Genomic DNA, 20,980 nt, shown 5'->3' with positions numbered 1-20,980 from the left:
GATTAATTTCCTCCTTCCTCAGTTTTCTTTTTCGTAGGAAGGACCTCTCCACGATAAATCCATACTTTCACGCCGATTTTTCCGTATGTTGTGTCCGCTTCTGCTGTCGCGTAGTCAATGTCAGCGCGAAGAGTATGAAGTGGAACTGTTCCTTCGCTGTAATGTTCTGAGCGAGCGATATCTGCTCCACCTAAACGACCAGATACCATTGTTTTAATTCCTTTTGCACCTGCGCGCATTGTGCGTTGGATTGCTTGTTTTTGCGCACGACGGAATGATACGCGGTTTTCAATTTGACGCGCGATATTTTCCGCAACAAGTTTTGCTTCTAAGTCTGGCTTTTTGATTTCAACGATGTTGATATGAACGCGTTTGCCAGTTAATTCGTTTAACGCTTTACGAAGCGCTTCAACTTCAGATCCACCTTTACCGATAACCATTCCTGGTTTCGCTGTATGGATTGTGATATTTACACGGTTTGCTGCACGCTCGATCTCAATGCGAGAAACAGCTGCATCGCTTAAGCGCTTTGTGAGGTATTCGCGAATTTTAAGATCTTCGTGTAAAAGGTCCGCATAATCTTTTTCAGCGTACCATCTTGATTCCCAATCACGGATAATACCGATGCGAAGACCGATTGGATTTACCTTTTGACCCACTGATTATCCCTCCTTCTTTTCTGAAACGACGATCGTGATATGGCTTGTGCGTTTGTTAATTGCGCTCGCACGACCTTGTGCACGAGGACGGAAACGTTTCAATGTTGGTCCTTCGTTCACATAAGCTTCCGTAACAACGAGCTTGTTAACGTCCATGTCATAGTTATGCTCTGCATTTGCAACTGCAGATTTTAATACTTTCTCGATAATTGGAGAAGCAGCTTTTGGCGTATGGCGAAGAATCGCAACTGCTTCACTCACTTGCTTTCCTCGAATTAAATCAATAACTAAACGAGCTTTACGAGGAGCAATTCGAACCGTTCTAGCAACAGCTTTAGCTTGCATAAATGAAGCCTCCTCTCATATTAACGTTTTGTTTTCTTGTCATCAGCAGCGTGACCTTTGTATGTGCGCGTTGGCGCGAACTCACCGAGCTTATGACCGACCATGTCCTCTGTGATGTAAACTGGAACGTGTTTACGACCATCGTAAACAGCGATTGTGTGACCAATGAATTGTGGGAAAATTGTCGAACGACGAGACCATGTTTTGATCACTTGTTTTTGTCCAGTTTCATTCAATTTCTCGATTTTTTTCATTAAATGATCATCACAAAAAGGACCTTTTTTCAAGCTGCGACCCATAAGTGAACCTCCTTTCGTGATTGCTCTACGGTTCTTTTGAACCGTAGCTCAACCCCGTTATTTTTTACGACGACGTACGATAAATTTATCGGATTTATTTTTCTTCTTACGCGTTTTGAATCCAAGCGTTGGTTTACCCCATGGAGTCATTGGAGACTTACGTCCGATTGGTGCTTTACCTTCACCACCACCATGTGGGTGATCAACAGGGTTCATAACAGAACCGCGAACTGTTGGACGAATGCCTAACCAACGAGCGCGTCCAGCTTTACCGATGTTCACAAGCTCATGTTGTTCGTTACCAACTTGACCGACTGTCGCACGGCAAGTTGCCAAAATCATACGAACTTCACCTGAAGATAAACGAACAAGTACGTATTTACCTTCTTTACCAAGCACTTGTGCAGATGTACCTGCAGCGCGTACTAATTGTCCGCCTTTACCAGGTTTTAATTCGATATTATGAATAACTGTACCGACTGGAATGTTTGCTAAAGGTAATGCGTTACCTACTTTAATGTCCGCATCTGGACCTGACATAACTTCCATGCCAACTTGTAAGTTTTTCGGTGCGATGATGTAACGTTTTTCACCATCAGCGTAATGAATTAAAGCGATGTTCGCAGAACGGTTTGGATCGTACTCGATTGTAGCAACGCGTCCTGGAATGCCATCTTTATCGCGTTTGAAGTCAATAATACGATATTGACGTTTATGACCGCCACCTTGGTGACGAACAGTTAATTTACCTTGGTTGTTACGACCACCTTTTTTCTTTAAAGGCGCAAGTAACGATTTTTCCGGCTTATCTGTTGTAAGCTCAGAGAAGTCTAAAACCGTCATACCACGACGACCGTTAGACGTTGGCTTATATTTTTTAATCGCCATGTCCGTTTCCCTCCTTCACTTTTAAACTTATACTTCAAATAGTTCGATCTCTTTGCTGTCTGGCGTTAACGTAACAATCGCTTTGCGGCGGCGGTTTGTTAATCCGCTATAACGACCAACACGTTTGAACTTTCCTTTATAGTTCATAATGTTGACCTTCGCTACTTTCACGCCGAAGATCGCTTCGATCGCTTCTTTTACTTCTGTTTTGTTCGCTTTCACATCAACTTCGAACGTATATTTTTTCTCACCCATTAACTCTGTTGAACGTTCAGTAATGACGGGGCGCTTAATAATATCGCGAGGATCTTTCATTATGCAAGCACCTCCTCTACTTTTTCCACGGCAGCTTTTGTAATGACAAGCTTGTCGTGGTTGAGTACATCAAGAACGTTAATTCCGCTTGCTGTCACAACTGTCACTCCTGGAATGTTGCGAGCTGAAAGAATGACGTTCTCATTCGCATCTGCTGTTACGATTAACGCTTTGCGATCAACAGAAAGGTTGTTTAAAATTTTAACCATTTCTTTTGTTTTTGGTGCTTCAAGTGCTAAATTGTCTAATACGACGATGTTGTTTTCAAGCACTTTTGAAGATAATGCTGATTTAATTGCTAAGCGACGAACTTTTTTCGGAAGTTTGTAGCTGTAGCTGCGTGGAACTGGACCGAATACAACACCACCGCCACGCCATTGTGGAGAACGAATCGATCCTTGGCGAGCACGTCCAGTACCTTTTTGGCGCCATGGTTTACGACCACCGCCGCTTACTTCTGCACGATTTTTTGTTTTATGAGTTCCTTGACGCAAGGAAGCACGTTGCATAATTACCGCTTCAAATAACACACTTTTGTTCGGTTCAACACCAAATACGGCATCGTTTAATTCGATTTCACCGATGTTTTCTCCGTTTTGGTTATACAATGCTACTTTTGGCATTGGGTATTTCCTCCTTTCTTAAAGAAATTATTTCGCTTTAACCGCGCTTTTAATAATAACAAGCCCTTTGTTTGGACCTGGTACGTTTCCTTTAATTAAGATTAAGTTGCGTTCTGGGTCTACTTTCACAACTTTTAAGTTTTGTACTGTTACACGCTCGCCACCCATGCGACCTGGAAGCTCTTTTGATTTGAATACACGGTTTGGAGCGATTGGACCCATTGAACCAGGACGACGATGGTAACGAGAACCGTGAGCCATTGGTCCGCGAGATTGTCCATGGCGTTTAATTACACCTTGGAAACCTTTACCTTTTGACGTACCAGTTACGTCAACGATTTCACCCTCGTTGAAAATGTCCACTTTTACTTCTTGACCTACTTCATATTCCGCAAGGTTCACACCACGAATTTCACGAATGAAGCGCTTAGGTGTGGTGTTTGCCTTCGCAGCATGACCTTTTTGAGGCTTGTTCGCTAACTTCTCACGCAAATCTTCAAAACCTAATTGAATCGCTTCGTAACCGTCGTTTTCAACTGTTTTCTTTTGAAGAACTACGTTTGGAGTAGCTTGAATGACCGTTACAGGAATAAGATCTCCGTTTTCAGCGAACACTTGAGTCATGCCGATTTTTCTTCCTAAGATTCCTTTCATCTTTCACACCTCCTATATCGCAATTACAACTTGATTTCAATATCGACACCAGATGGTAAGTCTAAACGCATTAAAGAATCTACTGTTTGTGGAGTCGGATTGACGATGTCAATTAAGCGTTTATGTGTGCGCATTTCGAATTGTTCACGAGAATCTTTGTATTTATGAACCGCACGTAAGATCGTGTATACCGTTTTTTCAGTTGGTAACGGAATCGGTCCAGATACAGTTGCGCCTGAACGCTTTGCAGTTTCCACAATTTTCTCAGCAGATTGATCAAGAATTCGATGATCATACGCTTTTAAACGAATACGAATTTTTTCTTTTGCCATTATTTTCCCTCCTTCTTCGCCTATTTTCAAAATAGACATTCTCCATGGAAATTTCCTTCACACTCGCCATGGCAAAGCGGCCGGGTGTGTCAGCAACCTTCCACTTCATCGCAGTCAAAGACCAACGTTTATTATTATATATAAAATTCATGGTCAATGCAAGCTTTTTATTTCTTTTCTCAACAAACTGCCTTTCCCATTATACATATTTCACAACTTATTTTCAATGGAACAAAAAAATAAGTGGTCTAGCTTATCGCTAGACCACGTTTATCGATTACTCGATGATTTCAGATACAGAACCTGCACCTACTGTACGTCCACCTTCACGGATCGAGAATTTTGTACCTTCTTCGATCGCGATTGGAGCGATTAATTCCACTGTCATTTCGATGTTGTCGCCAGGCATAACCATCTCAACGCCTTCTGGAAGTTGGATGATACCTGTTACGTCCGTTGTACGGAAGTAGAATTGTGGACGGTAGTTAGAGAAGAATGGAGTATGACGTCCACCTTCTTCTTTTGTTAATACGTAAACTTGCGCTTTAAATTTTGTGTGTGGAGTGATTGTTCCTGGTTTCGCTAATACTTGACCACGTTGTACTTCGTCACGAGAAACACCGCGAAGAAGCGCACCGATGTTGTCACCAGCTTCAGCTTGGTCAAGAAGCTTACGGAACATTTCAACACCTGTAACAGTTGTTGCTTTTGGCTCTTCAGAAAGACCGATGATTTCTACTTGGTCACCAACTTTTAAGATACCGCGCTCAACGCGACCTGTAGCAACTGTACCACGACCAGTGATTGAGAATACGTCCTCAACTGGCATCATGAATGGTTTGTCGATTTCGCGCTGTGGAGTTGGGATGTACTCATCAACAGCGTTCATAAGCTCGATGATTTTTTCTTCCCAAGCTGGATCTCCCTCAAGTGCTTTTAACGCAGAACCTTTAATTACAGGAACTTCGTCTCCAGGGAAGTCGTATTCAGATAATAGATCGCGAACTTCCATTTCAACAAGTTCTAAAAGTTCTTCGTCGTCTACCATGTCGCATTTGTTTAAGAATACAACGATGTAAGGTACGCCTACTTGGCGAGAAAGAAGAATGTGCTCACGAGTTTGTGGCATTGGACCGTCAGCAGCAGATACAACAAGGATCGCGCCGTCCATTTGCGCAGCACCTGTGATCATGTTTTTCACGTAGTCAGCGTGACCTGGGCAGTCAACGTGTGCATAGTGACGGTTGTCAGTTTCATACTCAACGTGTGCAGTTGAGATTGTAATTCCGCGCTCGCGCTCTTCTGGAGCAGCGTCGATTTGATCATACGCGCGTGCTTCTGCTTTACCTTGTTTCGCAAGAACTGTTGTGATTGCAGCTGTTAAAGTTGTTTTACCATGGTCAACGTGGCCGATTGTACCAATGTTGACGTGTGGTTTCGTGCGTTCGAATTTCGCTTTAGCCATTATAATATCCTCCTTAGTGTTTTTTTATAAGTATAGAATGCTCGGAAGTGAAAGTGCACAGCACGTCCACTTCCAAGTCTTACATAAGTATTTATACTTGAACAATGCTAGAAAATCAATTATTCACCTTTATTTTTTTTGATGATTTCCTCAGCAATGCTCTTCGGAACTTCTTCATAATGGTCAAATACCATTGTGAACGTTCCGCGACCTTGTGTATTTGAACGCAATGTAGTTGCGTATCCAAACATTTCAGAAAGTGGAACCATTGCGCGCACAACTTGTGCGTTACCACGAGCTTCCATACCTTCGACGCGACCGCGACGAGAAGTGATGTCACCCATAATGTCACCTAAATATTCTTCAGGGACGATGACTTCTACTTTCATGATAGGCTCAAGCAATACAGGGTCACATTTTGCTGCTGCGTTTTTCAACGCCATTGAAGCAGCGATTTTGAACGCCATTTCGCTTGAGTCAACATCGTGGTAAGAACCGTCGAATAGCTTCGCTTTAATGTCGACAACTGGATATCCAGCAAGGACACCGTTTTGCATCGCATCTTCAAGACCTGCTTGGATTGCAGGGATGTATTCTCTCGGAACAACCCCACCAACGATCGCATTTTCGAATTCGAAGCCTTTTCCTTCTTCGTTTGGCGAGAACTCGATCCAAACGTGACCGTATTGACCGCGACCACCAGACTGGCGCACAAATTTACCTTCAACTTGTGCAGACTTACGGAATGTTTCGCGGTACGCAACTTGTGGAGCACCAACGTTTGCTTCGACTTTAAATTCGCGACGCATACGGTCAACGATAATATCAAGGTGAAGCTCACCCATACCTGCGATAATTGTTTGACCTGTTTCTTGGTCTGTCCATGCACGGAATGTTGGGTCTTCTTCTTGAAGTTTTTGTAACGCTGTGCTCATCTTATCTTGGTCAGCTTTTGACTTCGGTTCGATCGCGATTTGAATAACTGGTTCTGGGAATTGCATAGACTCCAAGATTACTGGGTCTTTTTCATCACACAAAGTATCACCAGTTGTTGTATCTTTTAAACCTACAGCTGCCGCAATGTCACCTGCATAAACTTGTGCAATTTCTTCGCGGTGGTTTGCGTGCATTTGTAGAATACGACCGATACGTTCACGCTTACGTTTTGTTGAGTTCAACACGTAAGAACCAGAGTTTAATGTACCTGAGTATACACGGAAGAACGTCAACTTACCAACGTAAGGGTCTGTCATAATTTTGAACGCTAACGCTGCAAATGGAGCATCGTCGCGCGCTTCACGAACTGTTTCTTCTTCTGTATCAGGAACAGTTCCTTTGATCGCAGGAATGTCGACTGGAGATGGTAAGTAGTCAACAACTCCGTCAAGCATTAATTGAACACCTTTGTTTTTGAATGCAGAACCACAGAATACAGGGAAGAATTGCACAGAAATTGTCGCTTTACGAATGGCAGCTTTTAATTCTTCATTCGTAATTTCTTCCCCTTCTAAATATTTCATCATTAATTCTTCATCAAGCTCTGCAACCGCTTCGATTAACTTACCGCGATATTCTTCAGCCATATCACGATAGTCTTCAGGAATCTCGATGCGCTCGATATTTTTTCCTAATTCATCGTGATAATGGTACGCGCACATTTCAACAAGATCAATGATACCTGTGAATTGATCTTCTGCACCAATCGGCAATTGAACAGGGTGCGCATTCGCTTGTAAACGTTCATGAAGCGTTTTAACAGAGTATAAGAAATCTGCGCCAATCTTGTCCATTTTGTTGACGAAAACGATACGTGGTACGCCGTATGTAGTCGCTTGGCGCCATACTGTTTCTGTTTGCGGCTCTACGCCTGATTGTGCGTCTAATACCGCGACTGCACCGTCTAATACACGCAGTGAACGCTCAACTTCTACCGTGAAGTCGACGTGTCCAGGTGTATCGATGATGTTAACGCGATGGCCTTTCCATTGAGCTGTTGTTGCCGCGGACGTAATTGTAATTCCGCGCTCTTGCTCTTGCTCCATCCAGTCCATCGTTGCTGCGCCCTCATGAACTTCACCGATTTTATGAACGCGTCCTGTGTAGAAAAGAATACGCTCTGTCGTTGTTGTTTTACCGGCGTCAATATGGGCCATGATTCCAATATTGCGAGTGTTTTCTAAGGAGAACTGTCTTGCCATATGGATTTTTTCTCCTTCCTTATAATGAAGTATCGTAATTTAATTTACATATAGGAATATAGGCGAATGAGCGATGGGCATGCTTTTTTAGTTTCAACCGCATCGCTCTCACCTATTCTTAATTTAACGAAAAAATTACCAACGATAGTGTGCAAACGCTTTGTTTGCTTCTGCCATTTTGTGTGTATCTTCGCGTTTTTTCACAGCTGCACCTGTGTTGTTTGCAGCATCCATGATTTCGTTCGCTAAACGCTCTTCCATCGTTTTTTCTCCACGAAGACGAGCGTAGTTAACGATCCAGCGAAGACCTAATGTTGTACGGCGCTCTGGGCGCACCTCAACAGGAACTTGATAGTTTGCACCACCAACACGGCGTGCGCGAACTTCAAGAACTGGCATAACGTTTTTCAACGCTTGCTCAAACACTTCCATTGGATCTTTACCTGTGCGCTCACGAATGATATCGAACGCTGTGTAAAGAATTTTTTGCGCTTTACCTCTTTTACCGTCAATCATAATTTTATTGATTAAACGTGTAACTAGCTTTGAATTGTAAATTGGATCTGGTAACACATCTCGTTTAGGAACCGGACCTTTACGTGGCATAGTTTTTCCTCCTTTCAGTAAAAATCAGCGAAAAATGATGCATGTTATTTCTTAGCTGCTTTTGGTTTTTTCGCACCGTATTTTGAACGACCTTGCATACGGTTCGCTACACCTGCAGTATCTAAAGCACCGCGAACGATGTGGTAACGTACCCCTGGTAAGTCTTTTACACGTCCACCGCGAATTAATACAACGCTGTGTTCTTGTAAGTTATGACCGATACCCGGGATGTAAGCAGTTACCTCGATACCATTAGATAAACGTACACGGGCATATTTACGAAGCGCGGAGTTTGGCTTCTTTGGTGTCATTGTACCTACACGTGTACATACTCCACGTTTTTGCGGAGAGTAAACAGTTGTTTGAACTTTTTTGAAGCTGTTATACCCTTTATTTAACGCAGGTGATTTAGATTTCACTACCTTTTTTGTACGACCTTTGCGTACAAGCTGGTTAATTGTAGGCATGGTAAGTTTCCTCCCTTCACAATTAAATTCAAGCCCACACATCCAGGTGGCTCATTTTTATGCAAAAACAAAGTTTTTGTAGTAAACCCACAAAAACAGTTTTTAACGAATGATTGCAACAGCCGCTGCTCCTACATCGATTTTGCATGCTTTTCCGAGCTTTTTCATCGAGTCGACTTTATAAACAGGCACATTCGCTACATTCGCAGCTTCGATCACTTTGTCAATGATCGCTTTATCCGCATCTTCTGCGATCACAAGTTCATGTACCTTTCCATCTTTCAGAGCTCGTACTGTTTGTTTTGTTCCTACGATAATTTGTTTAGCCTGTGCGACTTTTTCATAAGACACGTAACATATCCTCCAAAGTGACAGGTTTTCGGAACACCTTTATTATGCTATCACTTTCTGAGAGCTATGTCAACTATATTTTTTCAACCTATTGCTAGCGAATGATGCTAGCAATAGGTTGACCGTTATTTTGTTGTCACAGCATCTTCATCTTTTGTTGTTTTAATGACCGGTTTTACTTTGCGATAGCGTGCCATTCCTGTTCCTGCTGGAACAAGTTTACCAATAATGACGTTCTCTTTTAATCCGAGCAATTCGTCGCGTTTTCCTTTGATCGCTGCATCCGTTAAGACGCGTGTCGTTTCTTGGAATGATGCCGCAGACAAGAACGAGTCTGTTTCAAGCGACGCTTTCGTAATTCCAAGCAATACTGGGCGAGCTGTTGCTGGACGTTTCCCTTCCATCAACACTTTCGCATTCGCATCCGTAAATTGATGGATGTCAAGCAACGTTCCTGGCAACAAGTCCGTATCCCCTGCGTCAATGACGCGAACTTTTCGAAGCATTTGGCGAACCATCACTTCGATATGTTTATCGCTAATTTCTACCCCTTGCATGCGGTATACTTTTTGCACTTCGCGCAACAAGTACTCTTGAACAGCATTCATATCTTTGACTCTCAATAGTTCTTTCGGGTCAATCGAACCTTCTGTTAGTTCTTGACCACGTTCAACCTTCTGTCCTTCTTGTACTTTGAGACGTGCGCTATAAGGGGCTGTATACGTACGCGTCTCGACTTCACCTTGGATGACGATCTCACGTTGACGATCACGCGTTTCATTAACGGCCACAACAACACCATCAATTTCTGAAATGACCGCTTGCCCTTTCGGATTACGCGCCTCAAACAATTCTTGTACGCGCGGTAAACCTTGTGTAATATCGTCTCCTGCTACCCCACCTGTGTGGAACGTACGCATTGTCAGCTGTGTACCCGGCTCACCGATCGATTGTGCTGCGATAATACCAACCGCTTCACCAACTTCCACTTCTGCACCAGTTGCCAAGTTGCGTCCGTAACATTTTTTACATACACCATGACGTGTATTACATGTAAATGCCGAACGAATCCACACTTCTTCAATGCCAGCTTTTACAATAGCATTTGCGATATCTTCTGTAATCATTTCATTTTCACGCACAAGCACTTCGCCTGTTTCCGGATGTTTCACCGTTTTGCGCGCGTAACGTCCAACGAGACGCTCTTCAAGCTTCACAATCACTTCTGTACCGTCTTTTAACGCACGAATTAACGTACCGCGGTCTGTACCGCAATCGTCTTCACGAATAATGACGTCTTGTGCAACGTCAACGAGACGACGTGTTAAATAACCAGAGTCAGCTGTTTTTAACGCTGTATCAGCAAGACCTTTACGCGCTCCGTGGGTCGAAATAAAGTACTCAAGTACCGTTAATCCTTCACGGAACGAAGATTTAATCGGAAGCTCGATAATACGTCCTGCTGGGTTCGCCATTAATCCGCGCATACCTGCAAGCTGCGTAAAGTTCGATGCGTTACCGCGGGCTCCTGAGTCGCTCATCATGAAAATTGGATTTCGTTTATCAAGCGACTCCATTAAGCGGCCTTGAATTTTATCTTTTGCCGCACTCCAAATTGAAATGACACGTTCATAACGCTCTTCATCCGTAATTAAACCGCGTCTAAATTGTTTTAATACCGTATCAACTTTCGCTTGCGCCTCTTCTAAAATTTCTTGTTTTTCCGGCAAGACAACGATGTCAGCTACACCGATTGTGATACCTGCTTTTGTTGAGTATTTAAAGCCAAGGTCTTTCATACGGTCAAGCATTTTAGACGTTTCTGTAATTTTGAAACGTTTAAATACTTCCGCAATGATGTTACCAAGAATTTTCTTCTTAAACGGCGGAACGAGTTCGCGTTTGCGAATTTCTTCTTTCACGTTCACACCTTTATCAAGGAAATATTTATCTGGTGTTCGTTCTTCAATGTTTTCTTGCGTCGGTTCATTAATATATGGGAATGACTTCGGCAAAATTTCATTGAAGATTAACTTTCCGACAGTCGTTACAAGCAACTTATTATTTTGCTCTTCTGTAAACGTTTCGTTTTTCAGCGAACTTGCATGGACCGCAATACGTGTATGCAGGTGAACATAACCGTTATGGTAAGCCAGCAACGCCTCATCCGTATCTTTAAACACCATTCCTTCACCGACTGCACCTTCACGTTCCATCGTTAAATAGTAGTTTCCTAAAACCATGTCTTGTGAAGGAGTAACAACTGGTTTTCCGTCTTTCGGGTTTAAAATATTTTGCGCCGCAAGCATCAGTAGACGTGCTTCAGCTTGTGCCTCTGCCGAAAGCGGTACGTGCACAGCCATTTGGTCGCCGTCAAAGTCTGCGTTATAGGCAGTACATACAAGCGGATGCAAGCGGATTGCACGACCTTCTACAAGCGTCGGCTCAAACGCTTGAATGCCAAGACGGTGAAGCGTTGGTGCACGGTTTAATAGCACTGGGTGTTCTTTAATGACAGACTCTAAAACATCCCAAACTTCTGGGTGCACGCGCTCAATTTTCCGCTTCGCACTTTTAATGTTGTGCGCTAAGCCGCGTTCCACTAATTCTTTCATAACAAACGGCTTAAACAATTCAAGCGCCATTTCTTTTGGCAAGCCGCATTGATACATTTTTAAGTTCGGGCCGACGACGATAACGGAACGACCAGAATAGTCAACGCGCTTACCGAGCAAGTTTTGACGGAAACGACCTTGCTTTCCTTTTAACATATGGGAAAGCGATTTAAGCGGACGATTTCCTGGTCCTGTGACCGGGCGGCCACGACGACCGTTATCAATTAGCGCATCAACCGCTTCTTGAAGCATTCGTTTTTCGTTTTGAACAATAATGTTCGGCGCCCCAAGGTCTAATAGACGTTTTAAGCGGTTGTTTCGGTTAATGACTCGACGATATAAGTCGTTTAAGTCAGATGTCGCAAAACGTCCGCCATCTAACTGTACCATCGGACGCAACTCCGGCGGAATGACCGGAAGCACATCTAATACCATCCACGATGGGTCGTTACCAGAGTTACGGAACGCTTCAAGCACTTCAAGACGTTTAATCGTGCGAGCACGACGTTGTCCTTGTGCTGTTTTTAGTTCTTCTTTTAACGTCTCTACTTCTTTTTCAAGATCGATATCTTGTAACAGTTTTTTAATCGCCTCTGCACCCATTGAAGCTTGGAATGAATTTCCGTACTTCTCGCGATATGCGCGATACTCTTTTTCAGAAAGCAATTGTTTCTTTTCTAATGGCGTATCGCCTGGATCCGTCACGACGTAAGATGCAAAGTAAATGACTTCTTCTAGCGCACGAGGGGACATGTCTAAGACAAGTCCCATGCGGCTAGGAATTCCTTTAAAGTACCAAATATGTGAAACAGGGGCTGCTAGTTCAATATGACCCATGCGCTCACGGCGAACTTTTGCACGTGTCACTTCAACACCGCATCGGTCACAAACGACACCTTTATAACGAACGCGCTTATATTTTCCGCAATGACATTCCCAGTCTTTTGTCGGACCAAAAATGCGTTCGCAAAACAGACCATCTTTTTCTGGTTTTAATGTTCGATAGTTAATCGTTTCTGGTTTTTTAACTTCACCATACGACCAAGAACGAATTTTCTCGGGTGAAGCGAGTCCGATCTTCATATATTCAAACTTATTTACATCTAACAAGGGGCCTACCTCCCTTTTAATATCCAGGTTTTACCCTTATGTCCAAACGCTATTCTTTTACAACAACGCCTTCATCTTCTTTGGCTGACTCATCTGTAGGTGGGATGATGTCAACTGGTTGAACGTCATCATCTTCCCCGAAGTTTTCCATGCTAATTTCTTTTTCATCGCTTGATAACACTGTTACGTCCATACCTAAGCTTTGTAGCTCTTTAATTAATACTTTGAAAGATTCAGGAACGCCTGGTTCTGGAACGTTTTCACCTTTCACGATCGCTTCGTACGTTTTCACACGACCAACCACGTCGTCTGATTTGACAGTTAAAATTTCTTGCAATGTGTAAGCTGCACCGTATGCTTCAAGCGCCCATACTTCCATCTCACCGAAACGCTGACCACCAAACTGCGCTTTTCCGCCGAGCGGTTGTTGCGTAACAAGTGAATATGGACCTGTCGAGCGAGCATGTAACTTATCGTCAACCATGTGCGCGAGCTTAATCATATACATAATACCGACAGAAACACGATTATCAAACGGCTCTCCTGTGCGTCCGTCATATAAAACTGTTTTCGCATCGCGCGCCATTCCTGCCTCTTCTAACGTTGCCCATACATCTTCTTCACGAGCACCGTCAAATACAGGTGAAGCGACATGAAGGCCTAGCTTTCTCGCTGCCATTCCGAGATGCAACTCTAGCACTTGCCCGATATTCATACGCGAAGGTACGCCTAGCGGGTTTAACATGATATCAACTGGTGTACCATCTGGTAAAAACGGCATGTCTTCCTCAGGTAAAATGCGCGAAATAACACCTTTATTTCCGTGGCGACCTGCCATTTTGTCACCTTCGGAAATTTTCCGTTTTTGTACAATATACACACGAACAAGCTGGTTCACACCTGGCGGCAACTCATCGCCATCTTCGCGAGTAAACACTTTGACATCAAGAACGATTCCGCCTCCACCGTGCGGTACGCGTAAAGACGTATCTCGAACTTCACGTGCCTTCTCACCGAAAATCGCATGAAGTAATCGTTCTTCAGCTGTTAATTCCGTAACCCCTTTTGGTGTTACTTTTCCAACGAGCAAGTCGCCATCTTTTACTTCTGCACCGATGCGTACAATCCCGCGCTCATCTAGGTTGCGAAGCGCGTCTTCACCGACGTTCGGAATATCGCGGGTAATTTCCTCTGGACCGAGCTTCGTATCGCGCGCTTCAGATTCGTATTCCTCGATATGAATGGACGTATATACATCGTCTTTAACGAGACGCTCGCTCATAATAATCGCATCTTCGTAGTTGTATCCGTCCCATGTCATAAACGCAACAAGCACATTGCGACCAAGAGCTAATTCACCTTTTTCCATCGATGGACCGTCGGCTAAAATTTCACCCTTCTCAACGATATCTCCAGCCTTAACGATCGGGCGTTGATTGTAGCACGTTCCTTGGTTTGAACGAACAAACTTCAACAGACGATATTTATCTAAGTCACCTTTGACTTCTTTTCCATCGACTTCGATTAAACGGCGTACCCAAATTTCTTTCGCCTCGACTCGCTCAACAATTCCGCGATGCTTACAAATAACTGCTGCCCCGGAATCTTTCGCTGCGACATATTCCATTCCTGTACCGACGATTGGCGCCTCTGGCTGCATAAGCGGAACAGCTTGACGTTGCATGTTCGCACCCATAAGCGCACGGTTCGAGTCATCGTTTTCTAAGAACGGAATGCACGCTGTCGCCACCGACACAACTTGTTTTGGAGAAACGTCTACATAGTCGACACGATCTCGCTTAACAACGATGTTTTCACCACGGAAGCGAGCAACAACGTTTTCTTCTAAAAATGTTCCATCTTCCGCAATCGGAACGTTCGCTTGGGCAACGACGTAATTATCTTCCTCATCCGCCGTTAAATAGTCAATTTGATTCGTTACTTTCCCTGTTTCAGGATCGACGCGGCGATAAGGAGTTTCAATAAAGCCAAATTTATTCACTTTCGCATATGTGGAAAGCGAGTTAATCAATCCGATGTTCGGACCTTCTGGCGTTTCGATTGGACACATGCGTCCATAGTGCGAGTAGTGAACGTCACGCACTTCAAAGCCTGCGCGTTCACGCGTTAAACCACCTGGACCAAGGGCAGAAAGACGACGTTTATGTGTCAATTCTGCAAGCGGGTTTGTTTGATCCATAAATTGCGATAACTGCGAGCTTCCGAAAAACTCTTTAATAGCCGCAATGACTGGACGAATATTAATGAGTTGCTGTGGTGTAATTGTGTTTGTATCTTGAATGGACATCCGTTCACGAACGACGCGCTCCATGCGCGAAAGTCCGATTCGGAATTGATTTTGCAGCAACTCGCCAACAGAACGAAGTCGGCGATTTCCTAAATGGTCGATATCGTCTGTATCACCGACTCCATGCAATAAGTTAAAGAAGTAGCTAATAGATGCAATAATATCTGCAGGTGTAATATGTTTTACCGTTTCTGGAATATATCCATTACTAATGACCGTGATGACTTTTTCGCCATCTGGATCGTTTGGAGCGTAAATTTTGATTGCTTGCAAAGCAAATTCATCTTCGACAACGCCCCCAAGCGGTTGGTATTTACGCATACCAATCCCTTTTTCAAGCTCAGGTAAAATGCGATCGAGCGTTCTCCGATCGAGAACCGTTCCTTTCTCAGCAATCACTTCACCCGTTTCCGGATGAACGAGCGTCTCCGCTAAACGTTGACCAAATAAACGGTTTTTAATATGGAGCTTTTTGTTAATTTTATAACGACCAACACTTGCTAAATCATATCGTTTTGGATCAAAGAAACGAGAGATGAGCAAGCTTTTTGCGTTTTCAACGGTAGGCGGCTCCCCTGGACGTAACCGTTCATAAATTTCAAGCAACGCTTTTTCTGTACTTTCTGTATTGTCTTTTTCTAACGTATTACGAATATACTCATTATCACCAAGTAAATCGACAATCTCTTGGTCCGAGCCAAAGCCTAACGCTCGTAATAATACGGTTACAGGCAACTTACGCGTACGATCAATGCGAACGTAAACAACGTCTTTTGCATCTGTTTCGTATTCAAGCCATGCACCGCGGTTCGGAATAACGGTAGCCGTAAAGCCACGTTTTCCGTTTTTATCTACTTTTCCGCTGTAATATACGCTCGGTGAACGAACAAGCTGAGAAACGATAACACGTTCAGCACCATTAATAATGAATGTGCCCGTTTCTGTCATTAATGGGAAGTCTCCCATAAATACGTCTTGTTCTTTTACTTCACCTGTTTCTTTATTGATTAAGCGTACTTTCACCCGAAGCGGTGCTGCGTATGTAACATCGCGTTCTTTTGACTCTTCTACAGAGTACTTCGGCTCTCCTAAGCTGTAATCAATAAATTCTAGTGACAAATTTCCTGTAAAATCTTCGATCGGTGAAATGTCTTGAAACATTTCACGCAATCCTTCGTCGAGAAACCACTGGTAAGAAGAAGTTTGAATTTCGATTAAGTTCGGTAACTCCAACACTTCACTAATGCGCGCATAACTTCTTCGTTGGCGGTGTCGTCCGTATTGAACTAGTTGACCTGTCAACTGATTCACCCCTCAAATCAAACATTAATAACTTGTCATCAGACAAAAAAGAAATGGTTTCTTATAAGAAAACCACATGTTTGACCTATTATATATTTTATAAGTTTTTCCTTTAAAACTAAAATTATACATACATACACAGCATACGTAAACTAAAAAAAATACACATTTAGCATTTTATAATGGTACCATACACAAAATTGAGCGTCAAGCTTTTTGTGCTCGAATAATAAAGTAACCTTTTTTCTTTTCCACAACATCAACTTCATCAAAAATCGTTTTTAACTTTTCTAATGCAGATGGAGCCCCTTGCTTCTTTTGAATGACAACCCATAACTGTCCGCCAGAAAGCAAGTAGTTTGCACTTTGTTCAAAAATCGAATGGACGACTGCTTTTCCAGCACGAATCGGTGGGTTTGTCACAATGGCAGCAAACGTTCCTTCTACTCGCTGAAATAAATCACTTATGTAAATTCGTGCATTTTCAATACCGTTTTGCTGTTTGTTTTTCTTCGCTAGTTCGATTGCTCGCTCATTTACATCGATCATATGCACAGTTCGATGCGGGAAATCTTTTGCTAGTGCTAAACCGATCGGCCCATATCCACAACCTACATCGAGAATATTTCCTTGCACATTCGGTTCAACAAATGTTTCAATTAGCAATCGCGAACCGAAGTCCACTTCTTTTTTTGAAAATACACCTTGATCGACCGTAAACAAAAACTGATGACCTCGCAACATATACGCCCATTGAAAAGGCTTACTTTCTACCGTTGGCCGTTCAGTATAGTAGTGATCACCCATCGTCTTCACCTCTCTTTTCTTCATTGTAAACGAACGAACATAAAAACACAAAGAAGCTCGCTACTACGAGCGAGCCTCTTTACATCATTACTTAATTTCAACTTTCGCGCCAGCTTCTTCAAGTTTCGCTTTAATTTCTTCAGCTTCTTCTTTAGAAACGCCTTCTTTAACTGGCTTTGGAGTGTTGTCTACTAAGTCTTTTGCTTCTTTTAAGCCAAGACCAGTAAGCTCACGCACAACTTTGATAACTTTGATTTTTTGTGCGCCGCCATCTGCAAGGATAACATCGAATTCAGTTTTTTCTTCAGCAGCAGCACCAGCAGCAGCACCGCCAGCAACTACTACAGGAGCAGCAGCAGTTACACCAAACTCTTCTTCAATTGCTTTTACTAAGTCGTTTAATTCTAAAACAGTCATATTTTTAACCGCTTCAATGATTTGTTCTTTAGTCATGATCGATCTTCCTCCTTAATGTTTTAATTTTAGGCGATTTGTAAATTAAGCACCTTGTTCTTCTTTTTTCTCAGCAACTGCTTTTGTAACAAGAGCGAAGTTGCGGATTGGTGCTTGAAGAACGCTAAGCAACATAGAGAGCAAGCCTTCGCGAGACGGAAGCTCTGCAAGCGCCTTAACTTCTTCAAATGTCGCTACGTTACCTTCGATGATACCTGCTTTAATTTTTAACGCATCGTTCTTTTTCGCGAATTCGTTTAAAATTTTCGCAGGAGCAACGACATCATCATTGCTGAATGCGATCGCATTCGGACCTGTTAACGTTTCATCTAAACCTTCTAAACCTAACTCAGCAACAGCACGGCGAGTTAATGTGTTTTTGTACACTTTGAACTCAATACCTGCTTCGCGAAGTTGCTTACGAAGTTCTGTAACTTGCGCGACATTTAAGCCACGGTAATCAACGATGATCGTTGATTTGCTCGCACGAAGCTTTTCAGCAATCTCCGCTACTAACTGCTGCTTTTGTTCAAGTACGCTGCTCATGTCAACACCTCCTGTAGAAGTTGAGTTTCAACACCACTTATACCGTCCAATGAAAAACCTCCATGTCAACGTAGACATGGAGGCCCCTGAAAGTGCAAGCATGCACTTATTTATCAGTTTCAACACCTCGGTAGGAAATTAAGCCTGCTTGAGGCACCTACTGTCTACGGTACAAATGATATTCGCTTTTCAAACAATGAATATTGTACTAAAGCGTTTCTAAAAAGTCAAGATCTATATTAGCGCGCAACAGCAACAGTAGAAGGATCCACTTTCACACCAGGGCCCATTGTTGAAGCAACTGTTACATTTTTCACGTATGTGCCCTTCGCTGCTGCTGGCTTCACTTTCAAGATTGTTTCGTAAATTGTTGTGAAGTTTTCTACTAATTTTTCTGTATCAAATGACACTTTACCGATTGGTACATGGATGTTTCCAGCTTTGTCAACGCGATATTCCACTTTACCAGCTTTAATTTCGTTGACTGCTTTCGCCACATCAAATGTAACTGTTCCTGTTTTAGGGTTTGGCATTAATCCTTTCGGTCCTAAAATACGACCGATTTTACCAACTTCACCCATCATATCAGGAGTTGCGACGATGACATCAAACTCAAACCAACCTTGTTGAATTTTGTTGATGTAATCTGTATCGCCTACATAATCTGCACCAGCTGCTTCAGCTTCTTTCGCTTTTTCACCTTTCGCAAGCACTAGCACGCGGCGAACTTTACCTGTACCGTGCGGCAATACAACTGCACCACGGATTTGTTGGTCCGCTTTCTTCGGATCGACTCCTAAACGGAAAGCAACTTCTACTGTTGCGTCAAATTTCGCAACATTTGTCTTCTTCACTAATTCGATTGCTTCTTGCACATTATATGCTTTTGAGCGATCAATTAATTTCGCTGCCTCTAAGTAGCGTTTTCCTCTTTTTGGCATGTTTTATTTCCTCCTTTTTGTGGTTTTAACGGAAAGACCTCCCACGAATAAAGGTTGCGAAAACTATATAGTCCGCTTCCGCAACCTTCTCCAGCCAGATTAGTCTTCGATGACGATACCCATGCTGCGCGCTGTTCCTTCGATCATGCGCATAGCTGCTTCAATGCTCGCCGCGTTTAAGTCTGGCATTTTTGTTTCAGCAATCTCGCGAACTTTGTCGCGCTTTACTGTTGCCACTTTATTACGGTTTGGCTCACCAGAACCAGACTCGATACCAGCCGCTTTCTTCAGTAATACAGCAGCAGGTGGAGTTTTCGTAATAAATGTAAATGAACGGTCTTCATATACCGTAATTTCAACAGGAATAATTAAACCTGCTTGATCAGCTGTACGAGCGTTGAATTCTTTACAGAATCCCATGATGTTAACACCAGCTTGACCTAATGCTGGACCGACTGGTGGTGCTGGATTCGCTTTCCCTGCAGGAATTTGCAATTTGACAACTTTAATTACTTTTTTAGCCACGAGACACACCTCCTTAAGTCCGTGATGTGGTATTAGGGATGTTCCCTCCCACTCCATATATGAAAACAATCATCGCATTCGTCTCAATGATTGAGACATACTGACCTTAAAATATTATCACTTTTCTTTCCTATTTGCAAGTTGTTTACTATTATATTTTTTCGATTTGCGAAAAGTCAAGTTCTACCGGTGTTTCACGTCCGAACATATCAACAAGCACGGTTACTTTTTGTTTTTCCATCTCAATCTCTTGAATCGTTCCAACAAAATTTGCGAACGGTCCTTCTTTAATGCGAACCGCTTCATTCAATTCAAAATCAAATTCTAACTCAATCAAGTCGACACCCATTCGTTTTAAAATTGCCGAAACTTCTTCTTCGAGAAGCGGGGTCGGTTTTGATCCAGCGCCAGCTGAACCAACGAATCCTGTTACCCCCGGCGTATTGCGGACAACGTACCAAGAATCGTCTGTCATAATCATCTCTACAAGCACGTAACCCGGGAATACTTTCTTTTTAACAACTTTCTTTTTGCCGCCCTTTGTGTCTGTTTCTTCTTCTTCAGGCACGATGACACGAAAAATTTTATCTTGCATACCCATCGATTCAACGCGCTTTTCTAAGTTCGTTTTTACTTTATTCTCATAACCTGAATACGTATGAATAACATACCAATTCTTTTCCATTAGCTGGGACGATACCGTCCTTCCCTCCCTAAACAAATCTTTTTTAGGCAAAATAAAAACCCGTTACCGGGCTTTATTTCTGTTTGTTATCTTCCATTATACCATGGATATACTAGTCCTATTCAAGTATAAAACGAACTAACTCTGAAATTCCTAAATCGACAACCGCAAAAAATACAGTGAAAAATGCCACTGTCGCTAAAACAGTAATCGTATAATTCACTAGTTCTTTTCGTTTCGGCCAGCTGACTTTTTTCATTTCGCGAACAACTTCGCGGAAAAATTTCGTTACTCGTTGCATATAAAACCCTCCAACGTCTCGGGATCATCAACTACTTTGTTTCACGGTGAATCGTATGCGTATTGCATGTTTTACAAAACTTCTTCATCTCAAGTCGTTCATGGTGTTGCGCCACATTTTTCATCGTTGAATAATTTCTGTTTAAACATTGGCTGCACGCTAAAATTACTTTTTTGCGCATACGT

At 42.8% G+C, this 20,980-nt stretch carries 23 protein-coding genes and 1 other annotated feature; all 23 genes read right to left on the bottom strand.

The genetic code is table 11. The annotated features are described in order from the left end of the window. Positions 1–2: 2 nt before the first annotated feature. Positions 3–659 carry a 30S ribosomal protein S3 gene (gene rpsC, locus JV16_RS11185; protein ID WP_003397666.1) on the bottom strand — a complete coding sequence of 219 codons (657 nt, stop codon included), beginning with the start codon at positions 657–659 and terminating at the stop codon, positions 3–5. A 3-nt stretch (positions 660–662) separates the two neighbouring features. After that, positions 663–1,004: a 50S ribosomal protein L22 gene (rplV, locus tag JV16_RS11180; protein ID WP_006322652.1), complete on the bottom strand. Its 342-nt coding sequence runs from the start codon at positions 1,002–1,004 to the stop codon at positions 663–665. Between the two features lie 20 nt (positions 1,005–1,024). Further along, positions 1,025–1,303 (bottom strand): 30S ribosomal protein S19, encoded by a 279-nt coding sequence (rpsS, locus tag JV16_RS11175; RefSeq protein ID WP_004888674.1) that lies wholly within the window; start codon positions 1,301–1,303, stop codon positions 1,025–1,027. A 57-nt stretch (positions 1,304–1,360) separates the two neighbouring features. Beyond that, positions 1,361–2,191: a 50S ribosomal protein L2 gene (rplB, locus tag JV16_RS11170; RefSeq protein WP_009361493.1), complete on the bottom strand. Its 831-nt coding sequence runs from the start codon at positions 2,189–2,191 to the stop codon at positions 1,361–1,363. Positions 2,192–2,218: 27 nt separating this feature from the next. Then, entirely contained in the window at positions 2,219–2,506 is a 288-nt protein-coding gene (gene rplW / locus JV16_RS11165; protein WP_042535883.1) for a 50S ribosomal protein L23, read from the bottom strand. After that, complete coding sequence (rplD, locus tag JV16_RS11160; protein WP_021095334.1) at positions 2,506–3,129, bottom strand: 50S ribosomal protein L4; 624 nt, start codon at positions 3,127–3,129, stop codon at positions 2,506–2,508. Before rplD ends, rplW begins: the two co-directional genes overlap by 1 nt. 27 nt (positions 3,130–3,156) lie before the next feature. Next, a complete protein-coding gene (gene rplC, locus JV16_RS11155; protein WP_009361490.1) occupies positions 3,157–3,783 on the bottom strand; it encodes a 50S ribosomal protein L3 in 627 nt (208 codons plus the stop codon). 23 nt (positions 3,784–3,806) lie between these two features. Further along, positions 3,807–4,115, bottom strand: coding sequence for a 30S ribosomal protein S10 (gene rpsJ, locus JV16_RS11150; RefSeq protein WP_021095335.1), 309 nt, complete (start codon positions 4,113–4,115; stop codon positions 3,807–3,809). A 277-nt stretch (positions 4,116–4,392) separates the two neighbouring features. After that, a complete protein-coding gene (tuf, locus tag JV16_RS11145) occupies positions 4,393–5,580 on the bottom strand; it encodes an elongation factor Tu (RefSeq protein ID WP_021095336.1) in 1,188 nt (395 codons plus the stop codon). A 119-nt stretch (positions 5,581–5,699) separates the two neighbouring features. Continuing rightward, positions 5,700–7,778: an elongation factor G gene (gene fusA / locus JV16_RS11140; protein WP_021095337.1), complete on the bottom strand. Its 2,079-nt coding sequence runs from the start codon at positions 7,776–7,778 to the stop codon at positions 5,700–5,702. Between the two features lie 135 nt (positions 7,779–7,913). Further along, positions 7,914–8,384, bottom strand: a complete 471-nt coding sequence (rpsG, locus tag JV16_RS11135; RefSeq protein ID WP_021095338.1) for a 30S ribosomal protein S7 — start codon at positions 8,382–8,384, stop codon at positions 7,914–7,916. Positions 8,385–8,428: 44 nt separating this feature from the next. Then, positions 8,429–8,851 (bottom strand): 30S ribosomal protein S12, encoded by a 423-nt coding sequence (gene rpsL / locus JV16_RS11130; protein WP_003397652.1) that lies wholly within the window; start codon positions 8,849–8,851, stop codon positions 8,429–8,431. 102 nt (positions 8,852–8,953) lie between these two features. Further along, positions 8,954–9,202 (bottom strand): 50S ribosomal protein L7ae-like protein, encoded by a 249-nt coding sequence (locus JV16_RS11125; RefSeq protein WP_021095339.1) that lies wholly within the window; start codon positions 9,200–9,202, stop codon positions 8,954–8,956. Positions 9,203–9,327: 125 nt separating this feature from the next. Then, positions 9,328–12,927 carry a DNA-directed RNA polymerase subunit beta' gene (gene rpoC / locus JV16_RS11120; protein WP_021095340.1) on the bottom strand — a complete coding sequence of 1,200 codons (3,600 nt, stop codon included), beginning with the start codon at positions 12,925–12,927 and terminating at the stop codon, positions 9,328–9,330. A 49-nt stretch (positions 12,928–12,976) separates the two neighbouring features. Continuing rightward, on the bottom strand, positions 12,977–16,537 hold the full coding sequence (gene rpoB, locus JV16_RS11115; RefSeq protein ID WP_009361485.1) for a DNA-directed RNA polymerase subunit beta: 3,561 nt from the start codon (positions 16,535–16,537) through the stop codon (positions 12,977–12,979). 207 nt (positions 16,538–16,744) lie between these two features. Further along, positions 16,745–17,344: a class I SAM-dependent methyltransferase gene (locus JV16_RS11110; RefSeq protein ID WP_021095341.1), complete on the bottom strand. Its 600-nt coding sequence runs from the start codon at positions 17,342–17,344 to the stop codon at positions 16,745–16,747. 87 nt (positions 17,345–17,431) lie between these two features. Beyond that, positions 17,432–17,797, bottom strand: a complete 366-nt coding sequence (gene rplL / locus JV16_RS11105) for a 50S ribosomal protein L7/L12 (protein ID WP_003397647.1) — start codon at positions 17,795–17,797, stop codon at positions 17,432–17,434. A 45-nt stretch (positions 17,798–17,842) separates the two neighbouring features. Next, positions 17,843–18,343, bottom strand: a complete 501-nt coding sequence (rplJ, locus tag JV16_RS11100; RefSeq protein WP_009361483.1) for a 50S ribosomal protein L10 — start codon at positions 18,341–18,343, stop codon at positions 17,843–17,845. 42 nt (positions 18,344–18,385) lie between these two features. Then, positions 18,386–18,531: a sequence feature (ribosomal protein L10 leader region), on the bottom strand. Positions 18,532–18,582: 51 nt separating this feature from the next. Next, on the bottom strand, positions 18,583–19,284 hold the full coding sequence (gene rplA / locus JV16_RS11095) for a 50S ribosomal protein L1 (RefSeq protein ID WP_009361482.1): 702 nt from the start codon (positions 19,282–19,284) through the stop codon (positions 18,583–18,585). 99 nt (positions 19,285–19,383) lie between these two features. After that, a complete protein-coding gene (gene rplK / locus JV16_RS11090) occupies positions 19,384–19,809 on the bottom strand; it encodes a 50S ribosomal protein L11 (protein WP_003397643.1) in 426 nt (141 codons plus the stop codon). A gap of 151 nt (positions 19,810–19,960) precedes the next feature. Beyond that, positions 19,961–20,494 carry a transcription termination/antitermination protein NusG gene (gene nusG, locus JV16_RS11085; protein WP_042535881.1) on the bottom strand — a complete coding sequence of 178 codons (534 nt, stop codon included), beginning with the start codon at positions 20,492–20,494 and terminating at the stop codon, positions 19,961–19,963. A 118-nt stretch (positions 20,495–20,612) separates the two neighbouring features. Beyond that, the gene (secE, locus tag JV16_RS11080; RefSeq protein ID WP_006322671.1) at positions 20,613–20,795 is read right to left on the bottom strand and encodes a preprotein translocase subunit SecE; all 183 of its coding nucleotides are present in this window, start codon (positions 20,793–20,795) and stop codon (positions 20,613–20,615) included. A gap of 31 nt (positions 20,796–20,826) precedes the next feature. Further along, on the bottom strand, positions 20,827–20,976 hold the full coding sequence (rpmG, locus tag JV16_RS11075; RefSeq protein WP_042535879.1) for a 50S ribosomal protein L33: 150 nt from the start codon (positions 20,974–20,976) through the stop codon (positions 20,827–20,829). Between the last annotated feature and the right edge of the window lie 4 nt (positions 20,977–20,980).

The sequence above is a fragment of the Anoxybacillus ayderensis genome, from assembly GCF_000833605.1.
Classification (GTDB): Bacteria; Bacillota; Bacilli; order Bacillales; family Anoxybacillaceae; genus Anoxybacillus; species Anoxybacillus ayderensis.
Note: the sequence above shows the minus strand (reverse complement) of the source record. Positions and strands in the feature narration are given on the sequence as shown.

What these genes read in the sequence shown, in the direction of transcription:
- rplB (WP_009361493.1), bottom strand. Translation starts at nt 2,191, where the DNA reads ATGGCGATTAAAAAATATAAGCCAACGTCTAACGGTCGTCGTGGTATG.
- rpsL (WP_003397652.1), bottom strand. Translation starts at nt 8,851, where the DNA reads ATGCCTACAATTAACCAGCTTGTACGCAAAGGTCGTACAAAAAAGGTA.
- rpsS (WP_004888674.1), bottom strand. Translation starts at nt 1,303, where the DNA reads ATGGGTCGCAGCTTGAAAAAAGGTCCTTTTTGTGATGATCATTTAATG.
- rpmG (WP_042535879.1), bottom strand. Translation starts at nt 20,976, where the DNA reads ATGCGCAAAAAAGTAATTTTAGCGTGCAGCCAATGTTTAAACAGAAAT.
- secE (WP_006322671.1), bottom strand. Translation starts at nt 20,795, where the DNA reads ATGCAACGAGTAACGAAATTTTTCCGCGAAGTTGTTCGCGAAATGAAA.
- rplL (WP_003397647.1), bottom strand. Translation starts at nt 17,797, where the DNA reads ATGACTAAAGAACAAATCATTGAAGCGGTTAAAAATATGACTGTTTTA.
- rpsJ (WP_021095335.1), bottom strand. Translation starts at nt 4,115, where the DNA reads ATGGCAAAAGAAAAAATTCGTATTCGTTTAAAAGCGTATGATCATCGA.
- rplC (WP_009361490.1), bottom strand. Translation starts at nt 3,783, where the DNA reads ATGAAAGGAATCTTAGGAAGAAAAATCGGCATGACTCAAGTGTTCGCT.
- nusG (WP_042535881.1), bottom strand. Translation starts at nt 20,494, where the DNA reads ATGGAAAAGAATTGGTATGTTATTCATACGTATTCAGGTTATGAGAAT.
- rplJ (WP_009361483.1), bottom strand. Translation starts at nt 18,343, where the DNA reads ATGAGCAGCGTACTTGAACAAAAGCAGCAGTTAGTAGCGGAGATTGCT.
- rplD (WP_021095334.1), bottom strand. Translation starts at nt 3,129, where the DNA reads ATGCCAAAAGTAGCATTGTATAACCAAAACGGAGAAAACATCGGTGAA.
- fusA (WP_021095337.1), bottom strand. Translation starts at nt 7,778, where the DNA reads ATGGCAAGACAGTTCTCCTTAGAAAACACTCGCAATATTGGAATCATG.
- JV16_RS11110 (WP_021095341.1), bottom strand. Translation starts at nt 17,344, where the DNA reads ATGGGTGATCACTACTATACTGAACGGCCAACGGTAGAAAGTAAGCCT.
- tuf (WP_021095336.1), bottom strand. Translation starts at nt 5,580, where the DNA reads ATGGCTAAAGCGAAATTCGAACGCACGAAACCACACGTCAACATTGGT.
- rpsG (WP_021095338.1), bottom strand. Translation starts at nt 8,384, where the DNA reads ATGCCACGTAAAGGTCCGGTTCCTAAACGAGATGTGTTACCAGATCCA.
- rplA (WP_009361482.1), bottom strand. Translation starts at nt 19,284, where the DNA reads ATGCCAAAAAGAGGAAAACGCTACTTAGAGGCAGCGAAATTAATTGAT.
- rplV (WP_006322652.1), bottom strand. Translation starts at nt 1,004, where the DNA reads ATGCAAGCTAAAGCTGTTGCTAGAACGGTTCGAATTGCTCCTCGTAAA.
- rplW (WP_042535883.1), bottom strand. Translation starts at nt 2,506, where the DNA reads ATGAAAGATCCTCGCGATATTATTAAGCGCCCCGTCATTACTGAACGT.